The 23,354-nt window shown below is 40.0% G+C and carries 19 protein-coding genes, 1 other RNA gene and 1 other annotated feature; of the genes, 16 read left to right on the top strand and 4 right to left on the bottom strand.

The window, feature by feature from the left end:
- Positions 1 to 15: 15 nt before the first annotated feature.
- Together tgt and yajC are read left to right on the top strand one after the other, a co-directional pair.
- The gene (tgt, locus tag QNH17_RS22545) at positions 16 to 1,155 is read left to right on the top strand and encodes a tRNA guanosine(34) transglycosylase Tgt (RefSeq protein ID WP_283875252.1); all 1,140 of its coding nucleotides are present in this window, start codon (positions 16 to 18) and stop codon (positions 1,153 to 1,155) included.
- 29 nt (positions 1,156 to 1,184) lie between these two features.
- On the top strand, positions 1,185 to 1,475 hold the full coding sequence (gene yajC, locus QNH17_RS22540) for a preprotein translocase subunit YajC (RefSeq protein WP_098575610.1): 291 nt from the start codon (positions 1,185 to 1,187) through the stop codon (positions 1,473 to 1,475).
- 56 nt (positions 1,476 to 1,531) lie between these two features.
- Here the strand turns inward: yajC and QNH17_RS22535 are convergent, their stop codons facing one another.
- Entirely contained in the window at positions 1,532 to 1,894 is a 363-nt protein-coding gene (locus QNH17_RS22535; RefSeq protein ID WP_144547972.1) for a TIGR04086 family membrane protein, read from the bottom strand.
- A gap of 216 nt (positions 1,895 to 2,110) precedes the next feature.
- On the opposite strand from QNH17_RS22535, the gene QNH17_RS22530 reads away from it, so the two are divergent.
- Positions 2,111 to 2,812: a DUF421 domain-containing protein gene (locus QNH17_RS22530; protein WP_481858541.1), complete on the top strand. Its 702-nt coding sequence runs from the start codon at positions 2,111 to 2,113 to the stop codon at positions 2,810 to 2,812.
- Positions 2,813 to 3,036: 224 nt separating this feature from the next.
- On the opposite strand, the gene spoVB is transcribed toward QNH17_RS22530, so the two are convergent.
- Complete coding sequence (spoVB, locus tag QNH17_RS22525; protein WP_283875248.1) at positions 3,037 to 4,584, bottom strand: stage V sporulation protein B; 1,548 nt, start codon at positions 4,582 to 4,584, stop codon at positions 3,037 to 3,039.
- Positions 4,585 to 4,722: 138 nt separating this feature from the next.
- On the opposite strand from spoVB, the gene QNH17_RS22520 reads away from it, so the two are divergent.
- From QNH17_RS22520 to dtd, 6 genes are all read left to right on the top strand, one after another.
- Positions 4,723 to 5,019 carry a post-transcriptional regulator gene (locus QNH17_RS22520; protein ID WP_283875247.1) on the top strand — a complete coding sequence of 99 codons (297 nt, stop codon included), beginning with the start codon at positions 4,723 to 4,725 and terminating at the stop codon, positions 5,017 to 5,019.
- A 145-nt stretch (positions 5,020 to 5,164) separates the two neighbouring features.
- The gene (secDF, locus tag QNH17_RS22515) at positions 5,165 to 7,429 is read left to right on the top strand and encodes a protein translocase subunit SecDF (RefSeq protein WP_283875245.1); all 2,265 of its coding nucleotides are present in this window, start codon (positions 5,165 to 5,167) and stop codon (positions 7,427 to 7,429) included.
- A gap of 100 nt (positions 7,430 to 7,529) precedes the next feature.
- Positions 7,530 to 9,893, top strand: a complete 2,364-nt coding sequence (gene recJ, locus QNH17_RS22510; protein ID WP_283875244.1) for a single-stranded-DNA-specific exonuclease RecJ — start codon at positions 7,530 to 7,532, stop codon at positions 9,891 to 9,893.
- Entirely contained in the window at positions 9,884 to 10,396 is a 513-nt protein-coding gene (locus QNH17_RS22505) for an adenine phosphoribosyltransferase (protein WP_026563464.1), read from the top strand. Before recJ ends, QNH17_RS22505 begins: the two co-directional genes overlap by 10 nt.
- 372 nt (positions 10,397 to 10,768) lie before the next feature.
- Positions 10,769 to 12,967 carry a RelA/SpoT family protein gene (locus tag QNH17_RS22500; protein WP_283875243.1) on the top strand — a complete coding sequence of 733 codons (2,199 nt, stop codon included), beginning with the start codon at positions 10,769 to 10,771 and terminating at the stop codon, positions 12,965 to 12,967.
- An 11-nt stretch (positions 12,968 to 12,978) separates the two neighbouring features.
- Entirely contained in the window at positions 12,979 to 13,422 is a 444-nt protein-coding gene (gene dtd / locus QNH17_RS22495) for a D-aminoacyl-tRNA deacylase (RefSeq protein WP_283875242.1), read from the top strand.
- 40 nt (positions 13,423 to 13,462) lie between these two features.
- Here dtd and QNH17_RS22490 read toward each other — a convergent pair whose 3' ends face one another.
- Positions 13,463 to 15,001 (bottom strand): N-acetylmuramoyl-L-alanine amidase family protein, encoded by a 1,539-nt coding sequence (locus tag QNH17_RS22490; RefSeq protein ID WP_283875241.1) that lies wholly within the window; start codon positions 14,999 to 15,001, stop codon positions 13,463 to 13,465.
- Between the two features lie 167 nt (positions 15,002 to 15,168).
- On the opposite strand from QNH17_RS22490, the gene QNH17_RS22485 reads away from it, so the two are divergent.
- The 7 genes from QNH17_RS22485 (at position 15,169) to QNH17_RS22455 (ending at position 21,978) form a co-directional block, all read left to right on the top strand.
- Positions 15,169 to 15,345 carry a hypothetical protein gene (locus tag QNH17_RS22485; protein ID WP_283875240.1) on the top strand — a complete coding sequence of 59 codons (177 nt, stop codon included), beginning with the start codon at positions 15,169 to 15,171 and terminating at the stop codon, positions 15,343 to 15,345.
- A gap of 60 nt (positions 15,346 to 15,405) precedes the next feature.
- Positions 15,406 to 15,646: a binding site (T-box leader), on the top strand.
- Between the two features lie 94 nt (positions 15,647 to 15,740).
- Positions 15,741 to 17,012, top strand: a complete 1,272-nt coding sequence (gene hisS, locus QNH17_RS22480) for a histidine--tRNA ligase (protein WP_283875239.1) — start codon at positions 15,741 to 15,743, stop codon at positions 17,010 to 17,012.
- A gap of 13 nt (positions 17,013 to 17,025) precedes the next feature.
- Positions 17,026 to 18,795, top strand: coding sequence for an aspartate--tRNA ligase (aspS, locus tag QNH17_RS22475; RefSeq protein WP_283875237.1), 1,770 nt, complete (start codon positions 17,026 to 17,028; stop codon positions 18,793 to 18,795).
- Positions 18,796 to 18,861: 66 nt separating this feature from the next.
- Positions 18,862 to 19,060, top strand: a non-coding RNA gene (ssrS, locus tag QNH17_RS22470) — 6S RNA.
- Between the two features lie 160 nt (positions 19,061 to 19,220).
- Complete coding sequence (locus tag QNH17_RS22465) at positions 19,221 to 19,988, top strand: tRNA threonylcarbamoyladenosine dehydratase (protein ID WP_283875236.1); 768 nt, start codon at positions 19,221 to 19,223, stop codon at positions 19,986 to 19,988.
- A 123-nt stretch (positions 19,989 to 20,111) separates the two neighbouring features.
- Positions 20,112 to 21,041, top strand: coding sequence for an ABC transporter ATP-binding protein (locus tag QNH17_RS22460; RefSeq protein WP_283875235.1), 930 nt, complete (start codon positions 20,112 to 20,114; stop codon positions 21,039 to 21,041).
- Complete coding sequence (locus QNH17_RS22455) at positions 21,034 to 21,978, top strand: ABC transporter permease (protein ID WP_283875233.1); 945 nt, start codon at positions 21,034 to 21,036, stop codon at positions 21,976 to 21,978. The genes QNH17_RS22460 and QNH17_RS22455 overlap by 8 nt, the downstream gene beginning before the upstream one ends.
- A 53-nt stretch (positions 21,979 to 22,031) precedes the next feature.
- On the opposite strand, the gene QNH17_RS22450 is transcribed toward QNH17_RS22455, so the two are convergent.
- A complete protein-coding gene (locus QNH17_RS22450) occupies positions 22,032 to 23,303 on the bottom strand; it encodes a replication-associated recombination protein A (RefSeq protein WP_283875232.1) in 1,272 nt (423 codons plus the stop codon).
- Positions 23,304 to 23,354 lie beyond the last annotated feature (51 nt).

Below are 23,354 nucleotides of genomic sequence, written 5' to 3'. Positions count from 1 at the left end.
GAAGGAGACAAAATATTGACTGCTATTCGTTATGAATTAATTAAGACATGTAAACAAACGGGGGCCCGGCTAGGCAGAGTCCATACCCCGCACGGATCATTTGATACGCCTGCATTTATGCCTGTTGGTACACTTGCTACTGTAAAAACAATGTCACCTGAAGATTTAAAGGAAATGGGTGCGGGAATCATTTTAAGTAATACCTATCATCTATGGCTCCGACCTGGACACGAAATCATCAAGGAAGCGGGCGGATTACATAAGTTTATGAACTGGGACCGGGCAATCCTTACCGATTCAGGTGGGTTTCAGGTATTTAGTTTAAGTGAATTCCGTAAAATTGAAGAAGAAGGAGTCCATTTCCGTAACCATATGAGTGGTGAAAAATTATTTTTATCACCAGAAAAGGCGATGGAAATACAAAATGCCCTTGGTTCCGATATTATGATGGCCTTTGATGAGTGCCCGCCATTTCCTGCCACTTACGAATATATGCAAAAGTCTGTGGAGCGAACATCACGCTGGGCGGAGCGTTGTTTAACAGCCCATAGCCGGCCAAATGACCAAGGCTTATTTGGAATCGTTCAAGGTGGAGAATATGAGGAACTTCGTAAACAGAGTGCTAAAGACCTTGTTTCCTTAGATTTTCCAGGCTATGCTGTTGGAGGTTTGTCAGTTGGTGAACCAAAAGATGTCATGAACCGTGTCCTTGAGTTTACGACACCATTGTTACCAACGAATAAACCACGTTATTTAATGGGAGTGGGATCACCAGACTCGTTAATTGACGGCTCGATTCGCGGAATTGATATGTTTGACTGTGTATTGCCAACACGAATTGCCAGAAATGGAACATTGATGACCAGCACAGGCCGTCTTGTCGTGAAAAATGCACAATTTGCCCGTGATTTTGGTCCGCTTGATGAAAATTGTGATTGCTACACTTGCCGAAATTACAGCCGTGCATATATCCGCCACTTAATAAAATGCGATGAAACGTTTGGAATTCGCTTAACGTCTTACCATAATCTTTATTTTCTGTTAAGATTAATGGAGAAAGTCAGACAAGCGATCATGGAAGACCGGCTTGGTGATTTCAGAGAAGAATTTTTTGAACGTTATGGTTTTAATAAACCGAACGCGAAAAATTTCTAATAGATGTTTATTGAAAGGAGGGAAACAGGATGTCTGGAGGAATTGGTACAATCATTCCATTAATATTAATGTTTGTGTTATTTTATTTCCTATTAATTCGCCCGCAACAAAAGCGCCAAAAAGCGGTTCAGCAAATGCAAAACGATTTAAAAAAGGGTGATAAAATCGTCACGATTGGCGGACTACATGGTTTTATAGATTCAATTGATGATAATAAAGCCGTTATTAAATGTGGTGACGGAAGCCGTCTTACATTTGACCGTAATGCTATTCGTGAAGTCACTGCTGATGCAGGCGAAAGCGTTAATCTTTCAAAATAATAACAAACAAAAAAGGAAGCCGCGGAGTTGGCTTCCTTTTTTTAACCTTTTTTAGATTATGCAGATCTTCGAGAATTGTTTGTAGAAATATTTACCCCTAAAATGCCACCCATCATCGCAATTAATGTGTAGCAAGTATGATAAACTACTTGTTCGGCATTAAACAAGCGATCATATCCTAGGTACTGGAACAAAAAGACTATGACGGAGTAGATTATTCCAGTCACTCCCCCAATAAGCCAGCCCTTTTCTTTTCTTTTTCCTCCAGATAAAAAACCGCCTCCGAATAGCCCGATAAATGATAATGCTGTAATTACGTATTGGAGTGATACCTCACGTGCAGACGTGAACCTAAGAATAAACGCAAATATTAGGCTGCTAATTACAGCAAAAACGAGAATAAAAATTAATCCGTACAGAATGGAAGTGCCAAAGCTTTTCGATTCGATTTTAACTCTCCCCCTTCAATTGCCCTCTAGGCTGGCATTTATATAAACGCTTTAGTGCCGGCCTCTAAATAAGTTTCTTCCTAGTACAAGCGTATTCGGACAAGAGGAAAAGTAGAATTAAAATTTCGTTACTTTTGACGATTGAGATATTATTGGCAGTTTATTCCGCTCATTTTTTTTCAAGTAATGCAAACAATACAATTGAATGTAAATAAAGGGGCGACAGTTGTGGATAATTATGTAACGATTGTGTTACGAACGCTATTATTCTATTCCTTAATCCTATTCATTTTTCGTATGATGGGAAAAAGGGAAATTGGGGAATTAAGTATATTAGACCTTGTGGTGTTCATTATGATTGGTGAGATGGCCGTGGTAGCAATTGAAAGACCAAATACGCCTTTATTTCATACCATTATCCCCATGCTGTTATTGATGTTAGTTCAAATATTGTTAGCCATTATTTCTTTAAAAAGTAAAAAATTTCGTAATCTCATTGATGGACAGCCGAGCATTATTATTAATCGGGGGAAAATTGATGAGAAGGCGATGCGGAAGCAACGGTACAATTTTGATGATTTAATGACACAGCTCCGTGAAAAGGATATTCGCAGTATTGCCGATGTTGAATTTGCGATTCTTGAATCCTCGGGAAGTCTGTCAGTCATTGAAAAGTTAAAAAATGATAACGCAGAATCTGAGCAAGGAGATATTACGATCCCTTTAATATTAGATGGGAATATTGATGATGAAAATTTAAAAAGAATTAATAAAACAAATCTCTGGCTGCGTCAGGAGTTGAAAAAACAGGGCTATCGGGATGTTAAGAAGATCTCTTTCTGTAGTTTTGAAAACGGAAAGTTCTTTATCGACTTAAAGGATGAATGAACAAAAGACACGCGGATGCGTGTCTTATTTCTAATGATAAGAAAGTATAAGTTTTTGAACTTAGATTACTGTCTAGCGCAAGCGGCCCTAGCGGCTAGTGTCCTTCGCTCTCCGCCCTACGATAAGTCAAGCACGAATGCGCCTCCGGCTCTTCGTGTTTCCTTTATCTCGGTTGGAGCGCTCCAGGCCATACGCCGCTAACCAGGGCGCTTGCGCTTTTCTTATTAGGCAAATAAGTTTCCAATCCAAGGAATTCGTTTTAGTTCATCCCTTTTAATTAGACCTAAGATAAGTACCAAAACAATATAGGAAACAGTCATAACTAGTAATGCTAATAGGACTCTTATCGTTAACGGTTCATTTAGGAATAGATGGGCAAATGTCCAATAACCAAGCCAGCCAGACCCGCCCATAACCAAGAATCCCTTTAAATAATCGCGAACATAAAACGAAAAGGAAATCTTTTTTAGTACAGTGGCAAAGTGAAGAACGGTCACTAAAACAAAGCCGACGAGAATCCCAATTGCCACCCCGTTAATCCCAAAGGAAGCTTGGGATGCCAGTAAAAAAATGACCGCTGTTTTAACGATGGCACCAATCAGACTATTAATCATAGCTGCCCGGGCAAGATTCAATGCCTGCAAAACTGCTTGTAATGGTCCTTGATAGTAATAGAAAAGGAAGAAAGGAGCCATCAAACGGATAAAATAAGAGCCCTTTGCTGAGCCATACATAAGTTGCATTAACGGGTCAGCCAATACGTAGAGAACAACAACAGCCAATCCACCAGATAAGAAGGCAAACCTTAAAGCTTGCTGTAATCGGTATTCAATTAATTTTTTGTTGTTTTGGGTATTGGCTTCACTAATCGCTGGGACGAGTGAAGTGGCTAAAGAAAAAGTGATAAATGATGGTAACATCAATAGCGGCATGGCAAAACCGGTTAAAGCACCATATTGTTTTGTGGCTTCGACGGTGACGACACCTGCAAGGGCTAAGCTATGGACTACAACGATTGGTTCAAAAAACCATGCCACGGACCCAATCATCCGGCTTCCCATGGTCGGCAGGGCAATATCCATTAAGTCTTTAAAAGTTTGTTTCCCACTGTGAACAAATTGAAAGAATTTTTTCCGGAGCCTAAATCGTTTTTTTAATTTAAAAGTTGTCATTAAATAAATGAGTGAGACAAGTTCACCGATCACCGAAGCAATCATGGCAGCAGCGGCTGCATATTCAATTCCATATGGCAGGAACGCTTTTGTCATAACTGCTATCAGGGAAATACGTACAAATTGTTCTAAAATTTGTGAGATTGCAGACGGACGCATCTGTTGTCTCCCTTGAAAGTACCCTCTTAGCACCGAGGAAATAGCAATCACGGGAACTACTGGAGCTATGGCGATTAATGGATAGAAGGTCCGTGGGTCTGTAAACAATGTTTTCGAAAGCAGTGGCGCAAGTAATAATAGTGCCGGGGTAAAAATAAGTGATAGTGAAATCGTTAGCGCTAGGGAAACAACAAGAATTTTTTTGATTTCTGCAAAATTCCCTTTCGCTTCTGCCTCAGCTACATTTTTTGAAATAGCTACAGGCAGCCCCATCTGAGTAAGCGTCACTACAAGGATAAAAGTAGGAAACGCCATCATGTAAAGGCCCACGCCTTCTTCTCCTATACTTCGAGCTATAACAATTCGATTTATGAAACCAAGGACTCTTGTGATAAGGCCTGCGATTAATAGGATAAAGGTCCCTTTTAAAAACTTCGACATGCGGATTCCCACCTTCTCAAATAAGAAGAATTCATATACAATTAACTATATGCGTAAGGGTGGACAAAGCATGACAAGTTGTAACAGCTTTTTGGCAAGGTTCAATTAAAGGGGAGATTTTCCAAGGAGGCAGTCGTAATGGATGAAAGTCACAGATTCGAACATTTTCGCCCCCAGGTCCAGCCGGCCGTAGCGAGTAAACTTTTAGAGTTTCAGTTGCTAGGGCTTGATTCGGTATCAGAGCAGGATTTTTGGGATTTTTTAATTAAGAAAAAGTGGAAAAAAATCAAGGAAGATATGAAACTGTACGTAATGATCCAAGAAATACTGTCTGTTAAAGCTAGTGATTATCTCAATTTCGCGACGATAGAGGCTTATAAAACTTCTGAGTTCTCCATGGATGATGAGGATGAATTAAAGGAACTGTTAAAATAGAATTACTATATATTTTTGATATTATTGTAAATTGACAGCCAATCCATCTTCTTTCATAATGAAGGAAGTGACTTTTTTCTTAATTTTATATAAGGATGAGACGGAACAGTGCTGTTGCACATGCATTAAGGAGGAACAATACATAATGGTAAAGCGCAGTAGAATCGTTGCTTTCTTACTTGTGGTCTTAATTATCGGAAGCACAATGGGAGCAACTACCAAGAACATATTAAACAATATTAAACTCGGGCTAGACCTGCAAGGTGGATTTGAGGTCTTGTACGATGTTAAACCAGCGAAAAAAGGACAAAAAATTGATAAAGAAGTAATGGCTAGCACAGCTGAAGCACTTGACAGACGGATCAATGTCCTTGGTGTAAGCGAACCGAATATTCAGATTGAGGGGAATAACCGGATTCGTGTTCAACTAGCGGGGGTTACCGATCAAAATCAAGCACGTGAGATTTTATCTACCCAGGCAAATCTAACTTTCCGAGATGCTAATGATAAATTGATGATGGATGGCTCTGACTTAAAACAAGGCGGTGCTAAGCAAACCTTTGATGAAAATGGAGCTCCAAGCGTTTCCCTTACATTAAAGAGTGCGGATAAATTCCGTAAGGTGTCCGAACAAATTATGAATATGGCTCCAAATAATGTCCTTGTTATTTGGCTTGATTTTCAAGAAGGAAAAGACTCTTTTAAAGAGGAAGTAACAAAAGAAAACCCAAAATACTTATCAGCACCAACAGTAAAACAAATTTTCAATCAAAACACCGTTTCGATCGTTGGTAGTTTCACAACTGAAGAATCGCAAACTTTGGCTTCGCTCTTAAATGCGGGGTCGTTACCAGTTAAGCTTGATGAGGTATACTCCACTTCTGTTGGGGCTAAGTTCGGGGAACAGGCATTAAATGATACGGTAATAGCTGGAATCATTGGTGTCATTATTATTTATCTGTTTATGATTTTCTATTATCGTTTTCCAGGACTTATCGCAACCGTTACCTTAACTATTTTTACTTATCTAGTTTTATTAATTTTCGATTGGATGAATGGAGTTCTTACTTTACCGGGAATTGCCGCGATTATTCTCGGAATCGGTATGGCAGTTGATGCCAATATTATTACTTATGAACGGATTAGAGAAGAACTAAAGGTAGGCAGAAGCATTAAATCTGCATTCCAAGCTGGTGAGCAACATGCATTTACAGCCATTTTTGACGCAAACTTAACGACAATGTTAACAGCGGGTGTTTTATTCTTTTACGGGACAAGTTCTGTAAAAGGCTTTGCAACTATGTTACTTGTGAGTGTACTTATGAGCTTTCTTACCAATGTTTATGGTGCAAGGCTGTTACTAGGGTTATGGGTCCACAGTGGTTTATTAAATAACAAACCAGGATGGTTTGCTGTACGCAAGTCCCAAATTAGATCTATTAATGAAAATGTAGATACAACCGAACTGCCGACTCGATTTGATAAAATTGATTTTGTTAAACTTAGGAATAAAGTATTCATCCTATCGGGAGTTCTCATTGTTGCTGGTATTATTGCTATTTCAATATTCCGTATGAATTTAGGAATTGATTTTTCAAGTGGTACACGTGTAGAGGTTCAATCAAAAACACCTTTAACAACTACTCAAGTTGAAAATGCTTTTACTAAACTAAATTTAACACCAGATGATGTTGTCATTTCTGGCGATAAAAAGGAAATTGGGGCAGTCCGAATGATTGGGGTCCTGTCAAAAAATGAAATAGCCACTTTAAAAGCAGATTTTAAAAAGCAATTTGGCTATGAGCCGAATGTTAGTACTGTTTCTCCTACTGTTGGAAAAGAACTAGCGAAAAATGCCTTCTTTGCTGTCTTGATTGCATCAATCGGTATTATTCTCTACGTTTCAATTCGATTTGAAGCATATATGGCAATCGCAGCGATTGCGGCCATCCTTCACGATGCCTTTTTTATGATTGCTGTTTTTAGTATTACAAGACTTGAAGTAGATTTAAACTTTATCGCGGCGATTTTAACTATTATTGGGTACTCAAACCATGATACGATTGTTACTTTCGATAGAGTTCGTGAGAATATGCAAAAGAAAAAGCGGCTTAAAACAGTTCAGGATATTGCTGATGTGGTAAATGTAAGTATTCGTCAAACATTAACTCGGTCATTTAATACTGTTTTAACCGTCCTTATTACGGTAGTATGCTTAATGATTTTTGGAAGCCCGTCGATTTTTAACTTCTCCATCGCTTTATTTGTTGGATTAATTGTTGGTGTTTACTCTTCCGTCTTTGTCGCGGGTTCTTTATGGTATGTTATGAAATGTAAAGAACTGAAGAAGAAGGGCGTTATTAAAACGGTAAAAGAAAAAAGAAAATATTCTGATCAACCACAAGTGTAAGTTTCTGAGAAAAACCGCAGACCCTCTGCGGTTTTTTCTTTTGATTGAATCCTGTCCTGCACTCCTGTATAATGAGAAAGTCTGAGGGGTGAACATACACATGTTAAGTTCGAAAACTAGATGGATTGTTCGGAAATCCGATGAGCAACTTATTAAAAAGCTTGAAACTGAATTAAAAATTACGCCTCTTGTCGCTTCACTGCTTGTTAACCGTGGCTTTGATACCGTTGAATCAGCGCGGTATTTTTTATTTGGAAAGGAAGAGTTTCACGATCCTTTTCTTTTAAAAGGAATGGATATAGCAGTTAATAGAATTAGTCAAGCCATTGAACAACAAGAGCCGATTCTTATTTTCGGTGATTATGATGCAGATGGTGTAAGCAGTACATCCGTATTAATGATTACGCTTCGAGACCTTGGTGCCAATGTTCAATTTTATATTCCTAACCGCTTCACTGAAGGATATGGTCCGAATGAGACTGCATTCCGGCAGGCTGCGGAAAATGGAATAAAATTGATTATTACTGTGGATACTGGAATATCGGCTGTCCATGAGGCAGCCATTGCCGAAGAGATTGGATTGGATCTAATTATTACTGATCACCATGAGCCAGGTCCGGTATTACCAACAGCACTTGCAATTATTCATCCCAAGCTCCCTGATAGTACCTATCCGTTTCGTGAGTTGGCTGGAGTAGGTGTAGCCTTTAAATTAGCCCATGCCCTCTATGGAGAAGTCCCAGAGCATTTGCTAGAAATCGCTGTGATAGGAACGATTGCTGATTTAGTCTCTCTAAAAGATGAGAATCGACTGATTGCAAAAAAAGGACTTGAAAGGTTAAAAACAACTAAAAATATTGGCTTGAAAGCCTTATTAAAACAGGCAGGGGTTGATCCACTGTCAATAAATGAAGAAACGATTGGTTTTACACTCGCACCAAGGATTAACGCCGTAGGCCGTTTAGAAGATGCGGACCTTGCCGTCCAGCTTATCTTAACGGATGATCCAATTGAGGCGGAGACCTTGGCAGCGGAAATGGATGACCTTAATAAGTCAAGACAGGCAATTGTTAATGCAATTACAACAGAGGCGATGGACGAGGTTGAATCACACTTTCCAATTGATACCAATAAGGTTCTTGTTATCGGTAAGGAAGGCTGGAATGCTGGTGTCATCGGTATTGTCGCCTCCAGGCTGGTTGAAAAGTATTACCGTCCGGTGATTGTTTTAAATTTTGACCCAGAAAAGGGAGTAGCTAAGGGTTCTGCCCGTAGTATTGCTGGATTTGATCTCTTTAAGAATTTATCAACCTGCCGTGAAATTCTGCCTCACTTTGGCGGGCATCCAATGGCAGCAGGAATGACCTTAAAACTAGAAGATGTTGCTGAACTTCGCACACGGTTAAATACACTGGCAGAAGAGCAGCTTACCGATGAAGATTTTATTCCGGTGACCTATCTTGATGAGGAAATTCAACTTGAGCATGTTAGTTTATCATCATTAGATGAGATGAGTCTTTTAGCCCCTTTTGGTATGGACAACCCAAAGCCAAAGGTTTTAATAAATAATGTTGATATTACAAGTATCAGAAAAATTGGCAGTGAGCAAAACCATTTAAAGCTCCTTGTAAAAGAAAAAGATGCAAATCTAGATGGGGTCGGTTTTGGGTTAGGCCACTTGGTGGACCATATCTCACCTTCATCAAAAATTTCATTAATTGGAGAATTATCTGTCAACGAATGGAACAATATACGTAAACCACAAATTTTTATCCATGATATCGCAGTAGAGTCATGGCAATTATTTGATTATCGGGGACAAAAGCGAATCAACAGTCTTTCAAATACAGTCCCAGCAGAAAACCGGAAATTTATTATCTTTAATGAAGAGCATCTTGGAAAAATAAACCCTAATTTGATGGCGGAGACCATTCTAATTCAGGATATAGAGGCAGCAAAGTCTTTCGATGGAAAAAAGGCGAATATTGTTCTGGTTGATTTTCCATCATCGAAAGAGATTCTTAAGGTTTTATTTAAAGGAAAACAACCTGCTAGGATTTATGCTTATTTTTATAAAGAATCAAGTGATTTCTTCAGCACGGTTCCGACACGTGATCATTTTAAATGGTTTTATGCTTTCCTCTTAAAGAAAGGGCCGATTGATCTTAAACGTAATGGTGATGAACTTGCTAAACACCGCGGTTGGTCACAGGAAACCATTAACTTTATGTCAAAGGTGTTTTCTGACCTAGATTTTGTTACAATAAACAATGGATTTATCACTTTAAAAACTGGAGCGCAAAAGCGTGACTTAACGGACTCTCGAACCTATCAGTTAAAACAAGCACAATATGAACTTGAAAGAGAGTTATTGTTTTCGTCCTTTCAAGAATTAAAAGGCTGGTTCGATCAAGTAATTCAAGAGTCGGTTGAATTTGAGGAGGCAATTACAGAATGGACTTAAAGGAATTTATTACAATTGTGCCTGACTGGCCAAAAGAAGGAATTAAATTTAAAGATATTACTCCTTTAATGAATAATGGAGAAGCTTATAAATATGCAACAGACCAAATCGTTGCTTATGCCAAGGAACGTAAGATAGATATTATCGTTGGACCTGAAGCCCGTGGTTTCATTATTGGCTGTCCTGTGGCTTATGCCTTAGGGATTGGTTTTGCCCCTGTTCGTAAAGAAGGAAAGCTTCCTAGAGAAACCATTAAGGTAGGTTATGGTCTTGAATATGGGAAAGATATTCTAACCATCCATAAAGATGCTATTAAGCCGGGGCAACGCGTCCTTATTACGGATGATTTGTTAGCTACCGGCGGAACAATTGATGCTACGATTCAATTAGTGGAGCAGCTTGGCGGTGTAGTTGCCGGTATTGCGTTCCTAGTTGAGTTAAGCTATTTAGAAGGCAGACAAAAACTTGATGGTTATGATGTTTTAACATTAATGCATTATTAAACCATTAGTGAGGGCACTCGAAGCGCGAGTGCTCTCTTTATATAATTAAAGACTATGTTAGAGGATATTATTTATTTTGTCACTCTGTTGATTGGAGTGGAGGGCGCGAAGACTCCTGCGGGAGTACGGGGCAGGGGAGACCCCGCAGGCGCTAAAAGCGCCGAGGAGGCTCCCCGCAACGCCCGCGGAAAGCGAAGCGCCTGGAACGGAAATCAACAGTTAAATTAACAGAGCAGAATAAAAAAACTTCTCAATCCCTTTACAACTTGGCTGATTTTTTCGATAATAGAAACAATCATTCATATTCAAGAAACTAATTTTTAGCGAATGACATTTATATAAATAAAATGAGACGAAAATAAAGGTGATTTCATGGCGAATGATTTAGTGTTGACTGCCGACCAAGTCATCGACAAGACTCGGAACTACTTAAATGAGGAACATGTTGAATTAGTAAAAAATGCATACGAATTCGCAAAACATGCTCATCGTGAACAATATCGAAAATCAGGCGAACCCTACATCATCCACCCCATCCAGGTTGCGGGTATTTTAGCTGACTTGGAGATGGATCCTGCTACGGTTGCAGCTGGTTTTCTTCACGACGTTGTTGAAGATACGAGTGTATCCTTAAAAGATATAGAAACAGCTTTTAATGACGAAGTGGCGATGCTTGTCGACGGGGTAACAAAATTAGGGAAAATTAAATATAAATCTCACGAGGAACAGCAAGCAGAAAATCACAGAAAAATGTTTGTGGCCATGGCTCAGGATATCCGGGTTATTCTGATTAAGCTTGCCGACCGTTTGCATAATATGCGGACACTTAAACATCTTCCTTTAGAAAAGCAGCGTCGGATTTCAAATGAAACACTTGAAATTTTTGCACCTTTGGCACATCGTCTGGGGATCTCTAAAATTAAATGGGAACTCGAAGATACAGCATTAAGGTATTTAAATCCGCAGCAATACTATCGAATTGTAAACTTAATGAAAAAAAAGAGAGCCGAACGCGAGCAATATTTAGAGGATGTCATTGAGGAAGTAAAAAGCCGAATGGGAGAAGTGGCTATTAAAGCAGAGCTTTCTGGCCGCCCTAAGCATATTTATAGTATTTACCGAAAAATGGCTTTGCAAAATAAGCAGTTCAGTGAAATTTATGATTTACTAGCCGTACGCATCGTCGTGAACAGTATTAAAGATTGCTATGCTGTCCTAGGGATCATTCACACCTGCTGGAAGCCGATGCCTGGCCGTTTTAAGGATTATATTGCGATGCCGAAGCCGAATATGTATCAATCGTTACATACCACGGTAATCGGGCCAAAGGGAGATCCACTTGAGGTTCAGATTAGAACGAAGGAAATGCATCGGATTGCGGAATTCGGGGTTGCGGCTCACTGGGCATATAAAGAGGGCAAAGAAGCAATCAACGATAGCACTACTTTTGAACAAAAATTAACCTGGTTTAGAGAAATTCTTGAATTTCAAAATGATACTGCCAACGCGGAAGAGTTTATGGAGTCATTGAAAATCGACTTATTTTCCGATATGGTGTTTATATTTACGCCAAAAGGTGATGTAATCGAGTTGCCATCTGGTTCTGTTCCTATTGATTTTGCTTATCGAATTCACTCTGAAATTGGCAATAAGACGATAGGTGCAAAAGTGAATGGCAAAATGGTTACCCTTGACTATCGACTTAAAACCGGCGATATTATTGAAATCCTTACATCGAAACATTCATACGGCCCAAGTCAGGATTGGTTGAAGCTCGCGCAAACCTCGCAAGCGAAAAACAAGATTCGAGCTTTCTTTAAGAAACAGCGCCGTGATGAAAATGTTGATAAAGGTAAAGAGTTAGTTGAAAAAGAAATTCGTAATATGGAATTTGATATTAAAGAAATATTAACCACAGACAATCTGAAAAAAGTTGCTGAGAAGTTTAATTTTTCCAATGAAGAAGATATGTATGCAGCGGTGGGCTATAATGGTGTAACGGCCCTACAGGTGGCAAACCGTCTGACTGAGAAATGGCGTAAAAAGAGAGATCAAGAACAGAGCTCGAATATTACCAATGCCATAACGGATTTAAAAACCTTCCCAGCAACGAAAAAGCGTGAATCCGGTGTCCGTGTTTCTGGTATTGATAATTTACTGATTCGATTATCTAGATGTTGTAACCCTGTACCTGGCGATGAGATTGTCGGTTTTATTACTAAAGGACGCGGGGTATCTGTTCATCGTTCGGATTGCACGAATATTGATTCCAATGATGCCCAGTCAAGGTTGATCCCGGTTGAATGGGAATCTTCTTTAAATGACCGGAAAGAATATAATGTTGACATTGAAATTAGCGGCTATGACCGCAGAGGGCTTCTGAATGAGGTGCTCCAAGCAGTAAATGAAACGAAAACCAATATCTCTGCTGTTTCTGGTAAAACAGATCGAAATAAAATGGCTACAATTAACATGTCGATTGCAATCCATAATGTGGCGCACTTACAAAAAGTGGTCGAGCGCATTAAACAGATCCCAGATATCTATTCAGTACGTCGAATGATGAATTAAGGAGTTTCAAAATGCGTGTAGTTGTTCAACGAAGTAAAAATGCCAGCGTAACCGTTGCAGGGGAAGTAACGGGGCAAATAACCAAAGGGCTTGTCTTACTTGTCGGTGTTACCCATGATGATAAGGAAGAGGACGCGGCCTATCTAGCTGATAAAATTGCCAATCTCCGTATTTTTGAAGATGAAGATGGAAAGATGAATTTCTCTTTAATGGATGTTGGTGGTGAAATTCTCTCAGTATCACAATTTACCCTTTACGGTGATTGTCGAAAGGGAAGAAGGCCTAATTTCATGGGAGCGGCACGTCCAGACCAGGCTGTTGAACTTTATGAGGTTTTTAATAGTATGCTCCGTGAAAAGGGAATTCGTGTTGAAACCGGCATATTTGGTGCCATGATGGATGTTGAATTAATCAATGACGGTCCCGTGACGTTGATTATTGAAAGTAAAGCATAAAAAGGGCTTAGCACTTAAATTTAGTGCTAAGCCTTTTTGGTTATGGATTTTCTTTAAAATATCTGGCCAATCCATCAAATAAACCTGAAGCCGCATTTTCTTGGAATCCGGCAGATTTTATCATCATTTCTTCAGCCGGATTGCTTAGATAACCTAGTTCCATTAAAACAGCTTTTTGACTATTTTCACGGATGACATGGAAATCACCAAATCGAACCCCACGACTTGTCATTTTTGTATGGCCGACGGTTGATGCAAAAATGGATTCAGCAAGGGTTTGTTGATAGGAGTGATAGTAATAGCCAGTCATACCATGGATACTTGAATCTACATTGCTATCGTAATGAAGACTGATAAAGGCATCGGCATTGTAGCTGCGTGCCATATTCACGCGGGAGGCAAGTTGTAAATAAGAATCATCTTTTCTCGTTATGTAGACATTAGCCCCTGCTGCCATTAATTTATCTGACAAAAGCTGTGCCGTCCGAAGTGTGAGGTCCTTTTCATAAATACCGCTGACTCCAGTTGCCCCTTTATCCGTACCGCCATGCCCTGGATCAAGGACAATTGTTTTATTATAAAGATAGCCTTCAGCACCTGTTTTTTTAATCTGTGGTTTGGTTCCGTTAATGGAGACCAGCCAGCCAGCAATATAACCAATTCTCCCATCCTCTAACTTAATTTCATACCAGTCATTGATGATACTTTTCACTGTATACGTTGCGCCTGTATTGGTCCGTTCGATAACATCTGATTGTACATCCGGTCCTTTGCGGATATTTGTCCCGTTATTTATTATCGTAATGATATTTTTCTTCACGGCTTGTCCGGTTTGAGATCTGGAGGCCACTTTCTCAAGAAACCAACCGGCTACCCACCCGAAACTACCAGACTCGTACTCTATCTTCGCCCAATTATTCATTTCTTCTACGATCGTAAAACTTTCCCCCATGGTTACAGTCCCAATGGTGTTGGAATTCAATGAGGCACTCGAGCGGACACTAAGGCTGTCAGCTGTTACTGTTCCAATCATGCCACTCTTTTGTGCAGTATCTGATGTTGAGGAACCTGTCGCTTGGCCGTCAATAAACTCAGAATTAACCCATCCTCTTAAATTAGAAAAACCAATTTCCAGCCAATTGTCTTGTTTCGAATACATGGTTACGCTTGTCCCATAGGTAAGTTTCCCAACAACCGGACTGAATGCAGAAGGTTCCTGGCGCATATTTAAGGTATCAGCATTCACGATACCGTAATTAGTTTTTATAGCCGAATTTGCTGTGACACCAGTGTTATTTGAACCTGTTTCTTTGGTGACGAGCCAATTAACGAGCCAGCCCGTTTGACCATTGGCAAGTTCAATTTCAATCCAATCGTCCTGTTCTGTCACGATTGGATACGTTTCGCCCCGATTTACTGTTTTTACAAGAGGGTAACTCAGACCCGGACCACCGCGGACATTGACAAAATCGGTGGAAATCGTAATGGACTCTGTTGCTGCCACACTTTTACTATGAGGAAGAAAGGCCCCAATAATAAGAATAATAGATAATAGCAATAAACTACTTTTTTTGACCATAACACCCTCCTTTTCTATTTATTTTATTTTAGCGTATAAAAAGCTGAAAATCATTCCTAAATTGCTAATATTGACCAATTTGGTGAGAAATCCCTATCAAGGATGCAAGTTTTTCACGAATGGTGGAGATAATATCAGTAATGAAGAAAAGGCTGAGGTGATTAGTAATGAGAGCAAGTGAAAAAGGAATGAACATCCAATCGATGGATGGACGGCTTTTCGGTGTTGATTTTCATGATTTTATTCAAAAGGAACAGCATGCAACCTCGTTTGAACTTGCATCAGAATTCGGAATAACAATTGGTGATGTCAGAAAGTTAAAAAAACATTTAGAAAGATCATAAATGGCTATTGACAATACCTGCGATGCTCCGTAATATTAATTAAATAAAATGACATATTGTGATACACCAATGATGGAGCATAGTAATTAAGCAAACTCATGAATAGAGAGGAAATGTCCTGGGCTGAAAGCATTTCTACATGGAACTTAATGAATGAACACTCCGTAGGCTTCTCTCTGAAAAAGGGTACCCTCTAGTAGGAGAAGAACGTAGCAGGCGTTAACTGTTAAAGAGGAAGGCATGTTGTTTATGCCTTCAACTAGGGTGGCACCGCGGGATTAATCAAACTCTCGTCCCTTGTATTCATACAAGGGATGGGAGTTTTTTGTTTTTTAATGGAAACAAGTGATGCATCCTGTCTACTTACATAAGAAAAAATAAGGAGGTTTTCCACTATGTCCATAAGCATTCCTCGAGGAACGCAAGACATTTTACCCGGTGAGGTAGAAAAGTGGCAACTGATTGAAGCTAAAGCCCGTGAACTTTGTGAGAAATATCAATATAAAGAGATTCGCACCCCAATTTTCGAACATACAGATCTTTTTTCAAGAGGCGTTGGCGATAGCACGGATATTGTTCAGAAAGAAATGTACACATTTGAAGACCGCGGCAAACGAAGTCTTACACTTAGACCAGAAGGTACCGCAGCTGTTGTCCGCTCTTTCGTGGAGAAAAAAATGTTTGGTCTGGCTAATCAGCCAGTTAAGCTTTACTACATGGGACCAATGTTCCGATATGAACGTCCACAAGCAGGACGCTTTCGCCAGTTTGTCCAATTCGGAATTGAAGCATTAGGCAGTAATGACCCCGCCATTGATGCCGAAGTCATTTCCCTAGCAATGAACTTATATAAAGAAATGGGTTTAAAAAAGCTGAAGCTGATTATTAACAGCCTTGGTGATAAGGAAAGTCGCAGTGCTCACCGCGATGCACTTGTAAATCACTTCAAACCAAGAATCGGTGAGTTTTGTCATGACTGTCAAAATCGCCTTGAAAAAAATCCACTTCGAATCTTGGATTGTAAGCAGGACCGCGAGCATGAATTGATGTTAACAGCACCTTCGATCCTTGAATTCCTAAATGATTTTTCTAAGGAATATTTTGAGAAATTACAGAAGTATTTAACCCAATTGGATATTCCTTTCGAAGTTGATGCCAACTTAGTTCGTGGACTTGATTATTACAACCACACGGCGTTTGAAATTATGAGTAATGCCGAAGGGTTTGGTGCGATCACTACGTTATGCGGCGGCGGTCGTTATAATGGTTTAGCTGAAGAAATTGGCGGGCCTGAAACACCAGGTATCGGCTTTGCCTTAAGTATTGAACGCTTTATTGCGGCTCTTGATGCAGAAGGGATTGAACTTGCATCAAACGAGGGCATTGATTGTTACCTTGCCGCACTCGGCGAAGAAGCTAAAGATTATACTGTTGGATTGTTACAGCAGCTGCGGCGGGCAGGTTTTTCAGCAGAAAGAGATTATTTGGATCGAAAAATTAAAGCTCAATTTAAAGCAGCTGACCGTCTGAAAGCTAAGTTTGTAGCGGTTTTAGGCGATGAAGAGCTTAAAAATAATAAAATCAATGTAAAAAATATGGCTACAGGTGAGCAAGTAGAAATTGATTTAGCAACGTTTATTAAGCAATTCCAAGAGTTGCAGGATTAAGAGGGGGATAATTATGTTTGGCAGAACATATTTTTGTGGGGAAGTACCAGAATCAGCAGTCGGTGAAAAAATAACCTTGAAGGGTTGGGTCCAAAAAAGACGCGACCTTGGCGGATTAATATTTATTGATCTTCGCGACCGTTCAGGGATTGTTCAAGTAGTTTTTAATCCGGATTTATCACAAGAAGCATTGCAAATTGCTGAAAAAATCCGTAACGAGTATGTTTTAGATATAGTTGGAACTGTTGTAGCGCGCGAGGTAGCTACCTTCAATGATAACCTGAAAACTGGAAAAATTGAAGTGCAGGCAGAAAAAGTAACAATCATTAATGAAGCCAAGACACCGCCATTTATGATCTCTGATAAAACGGATGCGTCTGAAGATGTTCGTTTAAAATACCGCTACCTTGATTTCCGTCGTCCGGTTATTTTTGAAACCCTTAAGATGCGTCATCAAGTGACCAAGCAAATCAGAGATTTTCTTGATGGAGAAGGCTTCTTAGATATTGAAACACCTATTTTGACAAAAAGTACTCCTGAGGGGGCGCGGGATTATTTAGTACCTAGCCGTGTTCATCCTGGCGAGTTCTATGCCCTGCCACAGTCACCACAGCTTTTTAAACAATTGCTTATGGTTGGCGGCATTGAACGCTATTATCAAATTGCTCGCTGTTTCCGCGATGAGGATTTACGTGCAGACCGTCAGCCAGAATTTACCCAAATCGATATCGAAACAAGCTTTTTAAGCCAAGAAGATATCATGGGCATGATGGAAAAAATGATGAGGCAGTTAATGAAAGAAGTAAAAGGTGTAGACCTGCCTGAGTCATTCCCGAGGATGACATATGACGAGGCAATGAGCCGCTACGGCTCGGATAAACCTGATACCCGTTTTGGATTAGAGCTAGTTGATCTCTCCGAAATCGTTAAAGACTCAGGCTTTAAAGTGTTTGCATCGGCAGTGGCAAATGGCGGCCAAGTAAAAGCAATCAATGTGAAAGGTGCAGCTGACAACTACTCACGTAAAGACATAGATGCCTTAACAGAGTTTGTTGCTGTATATGGCGCGAAGGGGCTTGCGTGGCTTAAAGTTGATTCTGAAGGGCTAAAGGGTCCGATTGCTAAATTCTTCTCAGAAGAGGACGCTCAAGCGCTTAAAGCGACCCTTGAAGCAGCCGAAGGAGATTTACTTCTATTTGTTGCCGACAAGAAAAAGGTTGTCGCTGATGCATTAGGGGCCCTTCGTCAAAAGTTGGCAAGAGATTTAGATTTAATTGACCCAAGTTTATTCAATTTCTTATGGGTAACAGACTGGCCGCTCCTTGAGTACGATGAAGAAGAAGGCCGTTACTATGCCGCACATCATCCATTTACAATGCCGTTTAGGGAAGACCTTGAATATTTAGATTCTGATCCTTCCAAAGTGCGTGCCCAAGCATACGATATCGTCTTAAATGGATATGAGCTTGGCGGCGGATCACTCCGTATATTCGAACGTCCTATCCAAGAAAAAATGTTTAACATTCTTGGATTTACACCCGAACAGGCAAATGAGCAATTCGGTTTCTTATTAAATGCGTTTGATTATGGAACACCGCCACACGGGGGGGTCGCGCTTGGATTGGACCGATTGGTTATGCTTCTTGCAGGAAGCACAAACCTAAGAGATACCATTGCATTTCCTAAAACCGCTAGCGCAAGCTGCTTGTTAACGGACGCTCCGGGTGAAGTTTCTGAGGCCCAATTGAAGGAATTATATTTGTCACTAAATGTTAAAAAATAGCAGGAATTCGCTTTCATGAAACCTTGAATCAGCTTTTTCAATATGCTATTATAAAAGCAACAAAGAAGAGTCCTGAGATGTACGTTGCGTTGCCTGAAGTTTTGACCGAACATTAATTATCCGGGAGTCTAGAGTTTCCTGATTGCGTAAATGCCCCACTCTTACACGGGTAAGGGGACTTACAATTTCGGGAACAGGGCACCCCCCTGCTGAATGCGGGATCAAAACTAAGGATGTTAAAAGTGACGGCATAATTGGGACTCTTTTCTATTTGCAAAATGATCAACCTCCTGGACAATTCGGGAGGTTTTATTTTGCTTTTTACTTCATTATTCCTATCAAGATACTTGTTTTTGATGGAGTGTATGATATATTTTTAATCGGGAAAAAGAAACATAACGAATTTAATAATTGGAGTGAAATTCATGCTGCATCAATTTTCACGTAACGAACTTGCCATTGGTAAGGAAGGCCTAGAAATTATGAAAAACAGTACGGTCGCCGTTTTAGGTATCGGCGGTGTCGGTTCTTTTGCTGCCGAGGCACTAGCTCGTTCAGGCGTCGGCCGGTTAATTTTGATAGATAAAGACGATGTAGATATTACCAATATCAACCGCCAATTGATTGCTTTGCTTTCCACTGTTGGAAGGCCGAAAGTGGAAATAATGGAGGAGCGGATTAGAGATATTAATCCTGACTGCGAAGTAATTTCCTTAAAAATGTTTTATACAGAAGAAACCTATGAGCAAATTTTTAGCCACAAATTAGACTTTGTGGTTGATGCTTCAGATACGATTGTTTATAAAATTCATTTAATGAAGGAATGTTTAAAAAGAAATATTCCCATCATTTCAAGTATGGGAGCAGCCAATAAAATGGACCCAACCCGTTTTAAAATTGCGGATATTTCAAAGACCCATACGGATCCGATTGCCAAAGTCATTCGTACGAAACTGCGTAAGGAACGAATCCACAAAGGAATTCCGGTCGTGTTCTCTGATGAAAGCCCGATTGTGATTCGTGAAGATATTAAAAAAGAAGTAGGAAACGAAAATGCACCGATCCGCAAAGCGCAAATGCCGCCTGCATCAAATGCTTTTGTCCCATCAGCAGCTGGTTTGATCATGGCAAGTTATGTGGTGCGACAATTATTAAGCAGCATTAAAATTCAACGTGTATCGGATGAGAAATAAATGTTTTTGTTGGCCCTGAACTTTTATTGGTTTGGGGCCTTTCTTTTGTTAAATAGTTTTAGGAGGTAAATTTTTCTATAATACGATAAACTAGTGTGAGAATACATAGAGAGGAGAGAGAGTTTGGAAAAAATTGTCGAGTTGAAGAACGTAACGAAAGTCATTAAAGGACGAACGATCATAGATAATATTAGCTTTCAGGTAAATAAAGGAGAGGTATTTGGCTTTTTAGGTCCAAATGGTGCCGGAAAAACAACAACGATTCGAATGATTGTAGGTTTGATGGCGATTACATCCGGAGACATTGAGGTTGGCGGTTCCAGTATTAAGACTAATTTTGAAGAGGCTGTTCGTCATATCGGTGCAATTGTGGAGAACCCGGAAATGTATAAATTCTTGACGGGGTACCAAAATTTAATTCACTATGCAAGAATGGCAAATGGTATTTCCAAAGAGAAGATTGCTGAAATAGTAGAATTAGTAGGATTAACTGATCGGATCCACGATAAGGTAAAAACCTATTCTCTTGGAATGCGCCAAAGACTAGGATTGGCTCAGTGTCTCTTACATGACCCTCAAGTCTTGATTTTGGACGAACCAACAAATGGATTAGATCCTGCTGGTATCCGAGAGATTCGCGATTATGTCCGTCTCTTAGCACGTGAAAAAAATCTCGCTGTGATTGTTTCTAGCCATCTGCTTTCAGAAATGGAAATGATGTGTGATCGGATTGGCATTATCCAAAATGGCCGCTTAATTGATGTGCATCTTGTCCAGGAACTTGTCCACGGCACTTCTGAAACGATCTATGAACTAGAAGTAGTCCCCGCGGATAAAGCCTTAAATCTGATTGGAGTTCACTATCCCAATGTTCGAGCGAACCGTTCTAGGAATGGAATAACTATTGAACTTCCAAAACAACAAATCCCGATTCTAATTAAACAATACGTCGCTGAAGATATTCAGGTTTTTGCGGTCAAAGAAATTGCAAAGACGTTAGAAGATCGTTTCCTTGAATTGACAACCGAAAAGGGGGTGCCAAGCCGTGGTTAATTTAATTAAAAATGAATGGATGAAAATTTTTAAACGGCCTGGGACCTATGTAATGATTGCCATTCTAGTAGTCATCACTGCGATCTTCGGTATTTTTCACAAATATCAAGAAAAGGATTTCAACCTCGATAAAAATTGGGAACAGACATTAGTGCAGGAGAATGAAGCCCTAAAGAAGCAGATGAATCAAAGCACTTCAAAGCTGGAGAAGCAATTTTATAAAGAGGAAATCGCAATAAATGATTACCGCATCAAGCATCATATCCCCTTTAATGAAAAATATAATGTCTGGACATTTGTAAAAGATGCGTCCCAACTGATTATTTTGCCTGGCTTATTTACAATTATCATTTCAGCAGGAATTGTTGCCAGTGAATTCAACTGGGGAACCATCAAATTGTTATTAATACGACCAATCAACCGCAGCAAGATATTAACCTCGAAATATTTAACCGTGATTTTATTTGCGTTCGGGCTGCTGGCTGTTTTGTTCGTTTTCTCGGCTCTACTTGGTACAATCCTTTTTGGAATGCCGGAACAACCGGTGCCATATTTGAATTATTCCAATGGGCAAGTAACGGAACAACCCATTATTATCCACTTAATGATTTATTACGGATTAAGTTCGATTGATACGATTATGTTAGCGACGATGGCATTCATGATTTCATCTGTATTCCGTAACAGTTCCTTAGCTATCGGCTTATCATTGTTTTTATTGTTCACCGGGGCACAATTTACTGTCCTTTTGTCCTTGAAATTTAGCTGGGCTAAATACATCTTGTTTGCCAACACAAATCTTATGCAATATGTGGAAGGAACACCAATGGTCGAAGGGATGTCAATGTCATTCTCAATCATCATGCTGCTCATCTACTTTGCCGTATTCCAACTCTTAGCCTTCACAGTCTTCAAGAAACGGGATGTGGCCTCATAAAAAAGAAAGGGGTGTCAGGCATCATGTGAAGAATTCACATGGTGCCTGACACCCTATTTTTTCCTTGTTAACTTTTCGTATACGATTGCAAGGGCTTGTTCGAATTTTCCTGTTTTCTTTGGTTGATAGTATTGTTTGTGTTTTAACCTATCGGGTAGATATTGCTGCGGGACCCAGCCGTTTTCGTAGTCGTGTGGGTACTTGTAGTCGATTCCTCTTCCAAGTTCCTTTGCTCCTTTATAATGAGCATCCTTTAGATGGTCAGGTACTTCGCCAACGATGCCTTTTTGGATATCTTCGAGTGCAGCCTGAATAGCCAAAACAGCCGAGTTCGATTTTGGTGACAGACATAATTCAATCACCGCATTTGCAAGTGGGATTCTTGCCTCAGGAAAGCCGATTCTCTCAGCCGTTTCAATCGCCGCTAACGTGCGTGCACCAACTGCTGGATTAGCTAACCCGACATCTTCATAGGCAATCACAATTAATCTTCGGCTGATACTTGGCATGTCTCCTGCTTCGATTAATCGGCCGAGATAATGGAGGGCAGCGTTAACGTCGCTTCCCCGGATCGACTTTTGAAAAGCTGATAGAACATCATAATGCCCATCCCCGTCTTTATCGGCAACAAGGCTCTTTTTTTGCAAACACTCTTCTGCTGTTTCTACATCAATATGAATGATCCCATTATCATCTGTATCAGTGGACAATACAGCTAATTCTAAGGCATTGAGTGAACTTCTTACGTCCCCATTGGATCCTTGGGCAAAATGCAGCAAGGCCTCTTCTGCGATTTCTACCTTTATCTTTCCGAACCCGCGTTCCTCATCCTCGAGGGCACGATTTAATGCCAATTTTACTTCATCGGGTGTAGGTGGTTTTAACTCGAAGATTTGACAGCGGCTCCGGATTGCTGGGTTGATAGCATGATACGGATTACTCGTGGTAGCACCAATTAAAACGATCATCCCGTTTTCTAAATATGGTAATAAAAAATCCTGCTTCCCTTTATCTAAACGATGGACTTCATCAAGAAGCAAAATAACTTTTCCAGACATTTTTGCCTCGGCGGCAACAATTTCCATATCTTTTTTATTATTCGTGACAGCATTAAGGGTGCGGAAGGCATATTTGGTGCTGCCGGCAATCGCGCTGGCAATGGATGTTTTGCCTATACCGGGAGGACCATATAAAATCATCGAGGTCAGTTGTTTTGCTTTCACCATTCTTGATATGATTTTTCCATCGCCAACCAAATGCTGCTGCCCGACAACTTCTTCAATCGTTTTAGGCCGCATCCTAAATGCTAAAGGCTTTTGCTGCATGTTACATCTCTCCAAAATTTAATACAATCTAACGATATATAGCCTTACTTT

The sequence above is a fragment of the Neobacillus sp. SuZ13 genome (assembly GCF_030123365.1).
Taxonomy (GTDB): domain Bacteria; phylum Bacillota; class Bacilli; order Bacillales; family Cytobacillaceae; genus Neobacillus.
The sequence above is the reverse complement of the archived record's forward strand: the minus strand, read 5'-3'. Positions and strand labels throughout refer to the sequence as shown.

Coding starts and splice junctions, on each gene's coding strand:
- QNH17_RS22505 (WP_026563464.1), top strand. CDS start 9,884: ATGGACTTAAAGGAATTTATTACAATTGTGCCTGACTGGCCAAAAGAA.
- QNH17_RS22490 (WP_283875241.1), bottom strand. CDS start 15,001: ATGGTCAAAAAAAGTAGTTTATTGCTATTATCTATTATTCTTATTATT.
- QNH17_RS22500 (WP_283875243.1), top strand. CDS start 10,769: ATGGCGAATGATTTAGTGTTGACTGCCGACCAAGTCATCGACAAGACT.
- QNH17_RS22485 (WP_283875240.1), top strand. CDS start 15,169: ATGAGAGCAAGTGAAAAAGGAATGAACATCCAATCGATGGATGGACGG.
- spoVB (WP_283875248.1), bottom strand. CDS start 4,584: ATGTCGAAGTTTTTAAAAGGGACCTTTATCCTATTAATCGCAGGCCTT.
- recJ (WP_283875244.1), top strand. CDS start 7,530: ATGTTAAGTTCGAAAACTAGATGGATTGTTCGGAAATCCGATGAGCAA.
- QNH17_RS22450 (WP_283875232.1), bottom strand. CDS start 23,303: ATGCAGCAAAAGCCTTTAGCATTTAGGATGCGGCCTAAAACGATTGAA.
- QNH17_RS22530 (WP_481858541.1), top strand. CDS start 2,111: ATGCAAACAATACAATTGAATGTAAATAAAGGGGCGACAGTTGTGGAT.
- yajC (WP_098575610.1), top strand. CDS start 1,185: ATGTCTGGAGGAATTGGTACAATCATTCCATTAATATTAATGTTTGTG.
- hisS (WP_283875239.1), top strand. CDS start 15,741: ATGTCCATAAGCATTCCTCGAGGAACGCAAGACATTTTACCCGGTGAG.
- QNH17_RS22520 (WP_283875247.1), top strand. CDS start 4,723: ATGGATGAAAGTCACAGATTCGAACATTTTCGCCCCCAGGTCCAGCCG.
- secDF (WP_283875245.1), top strand. CDS start 5,165: ATGGTAAAGCGCAGTAGAATCGTTGCTTTCTTACTTGTGGTCTTAATT.
- aspS (WP_283875237.1), top strand. CDS start 17,026: ATGTTTGGCAGAACATATTTTTGTGGGGAAGTACCAGAATCAGCAGTC.
- dtd (WP_283875242.1), top strand. CDS start 12,979: ATGCGTGTAGTTGTTCAACGAAGTAAAAATGCCAGCGTAACCGTTGCA.
- QNH17_RS22465 (WP_283875236.1), top strand. CDS start 19,221: ATGCTGCATCAATTTTCACGTAACGAACTTGCCATTGGTAAGGAAGGC.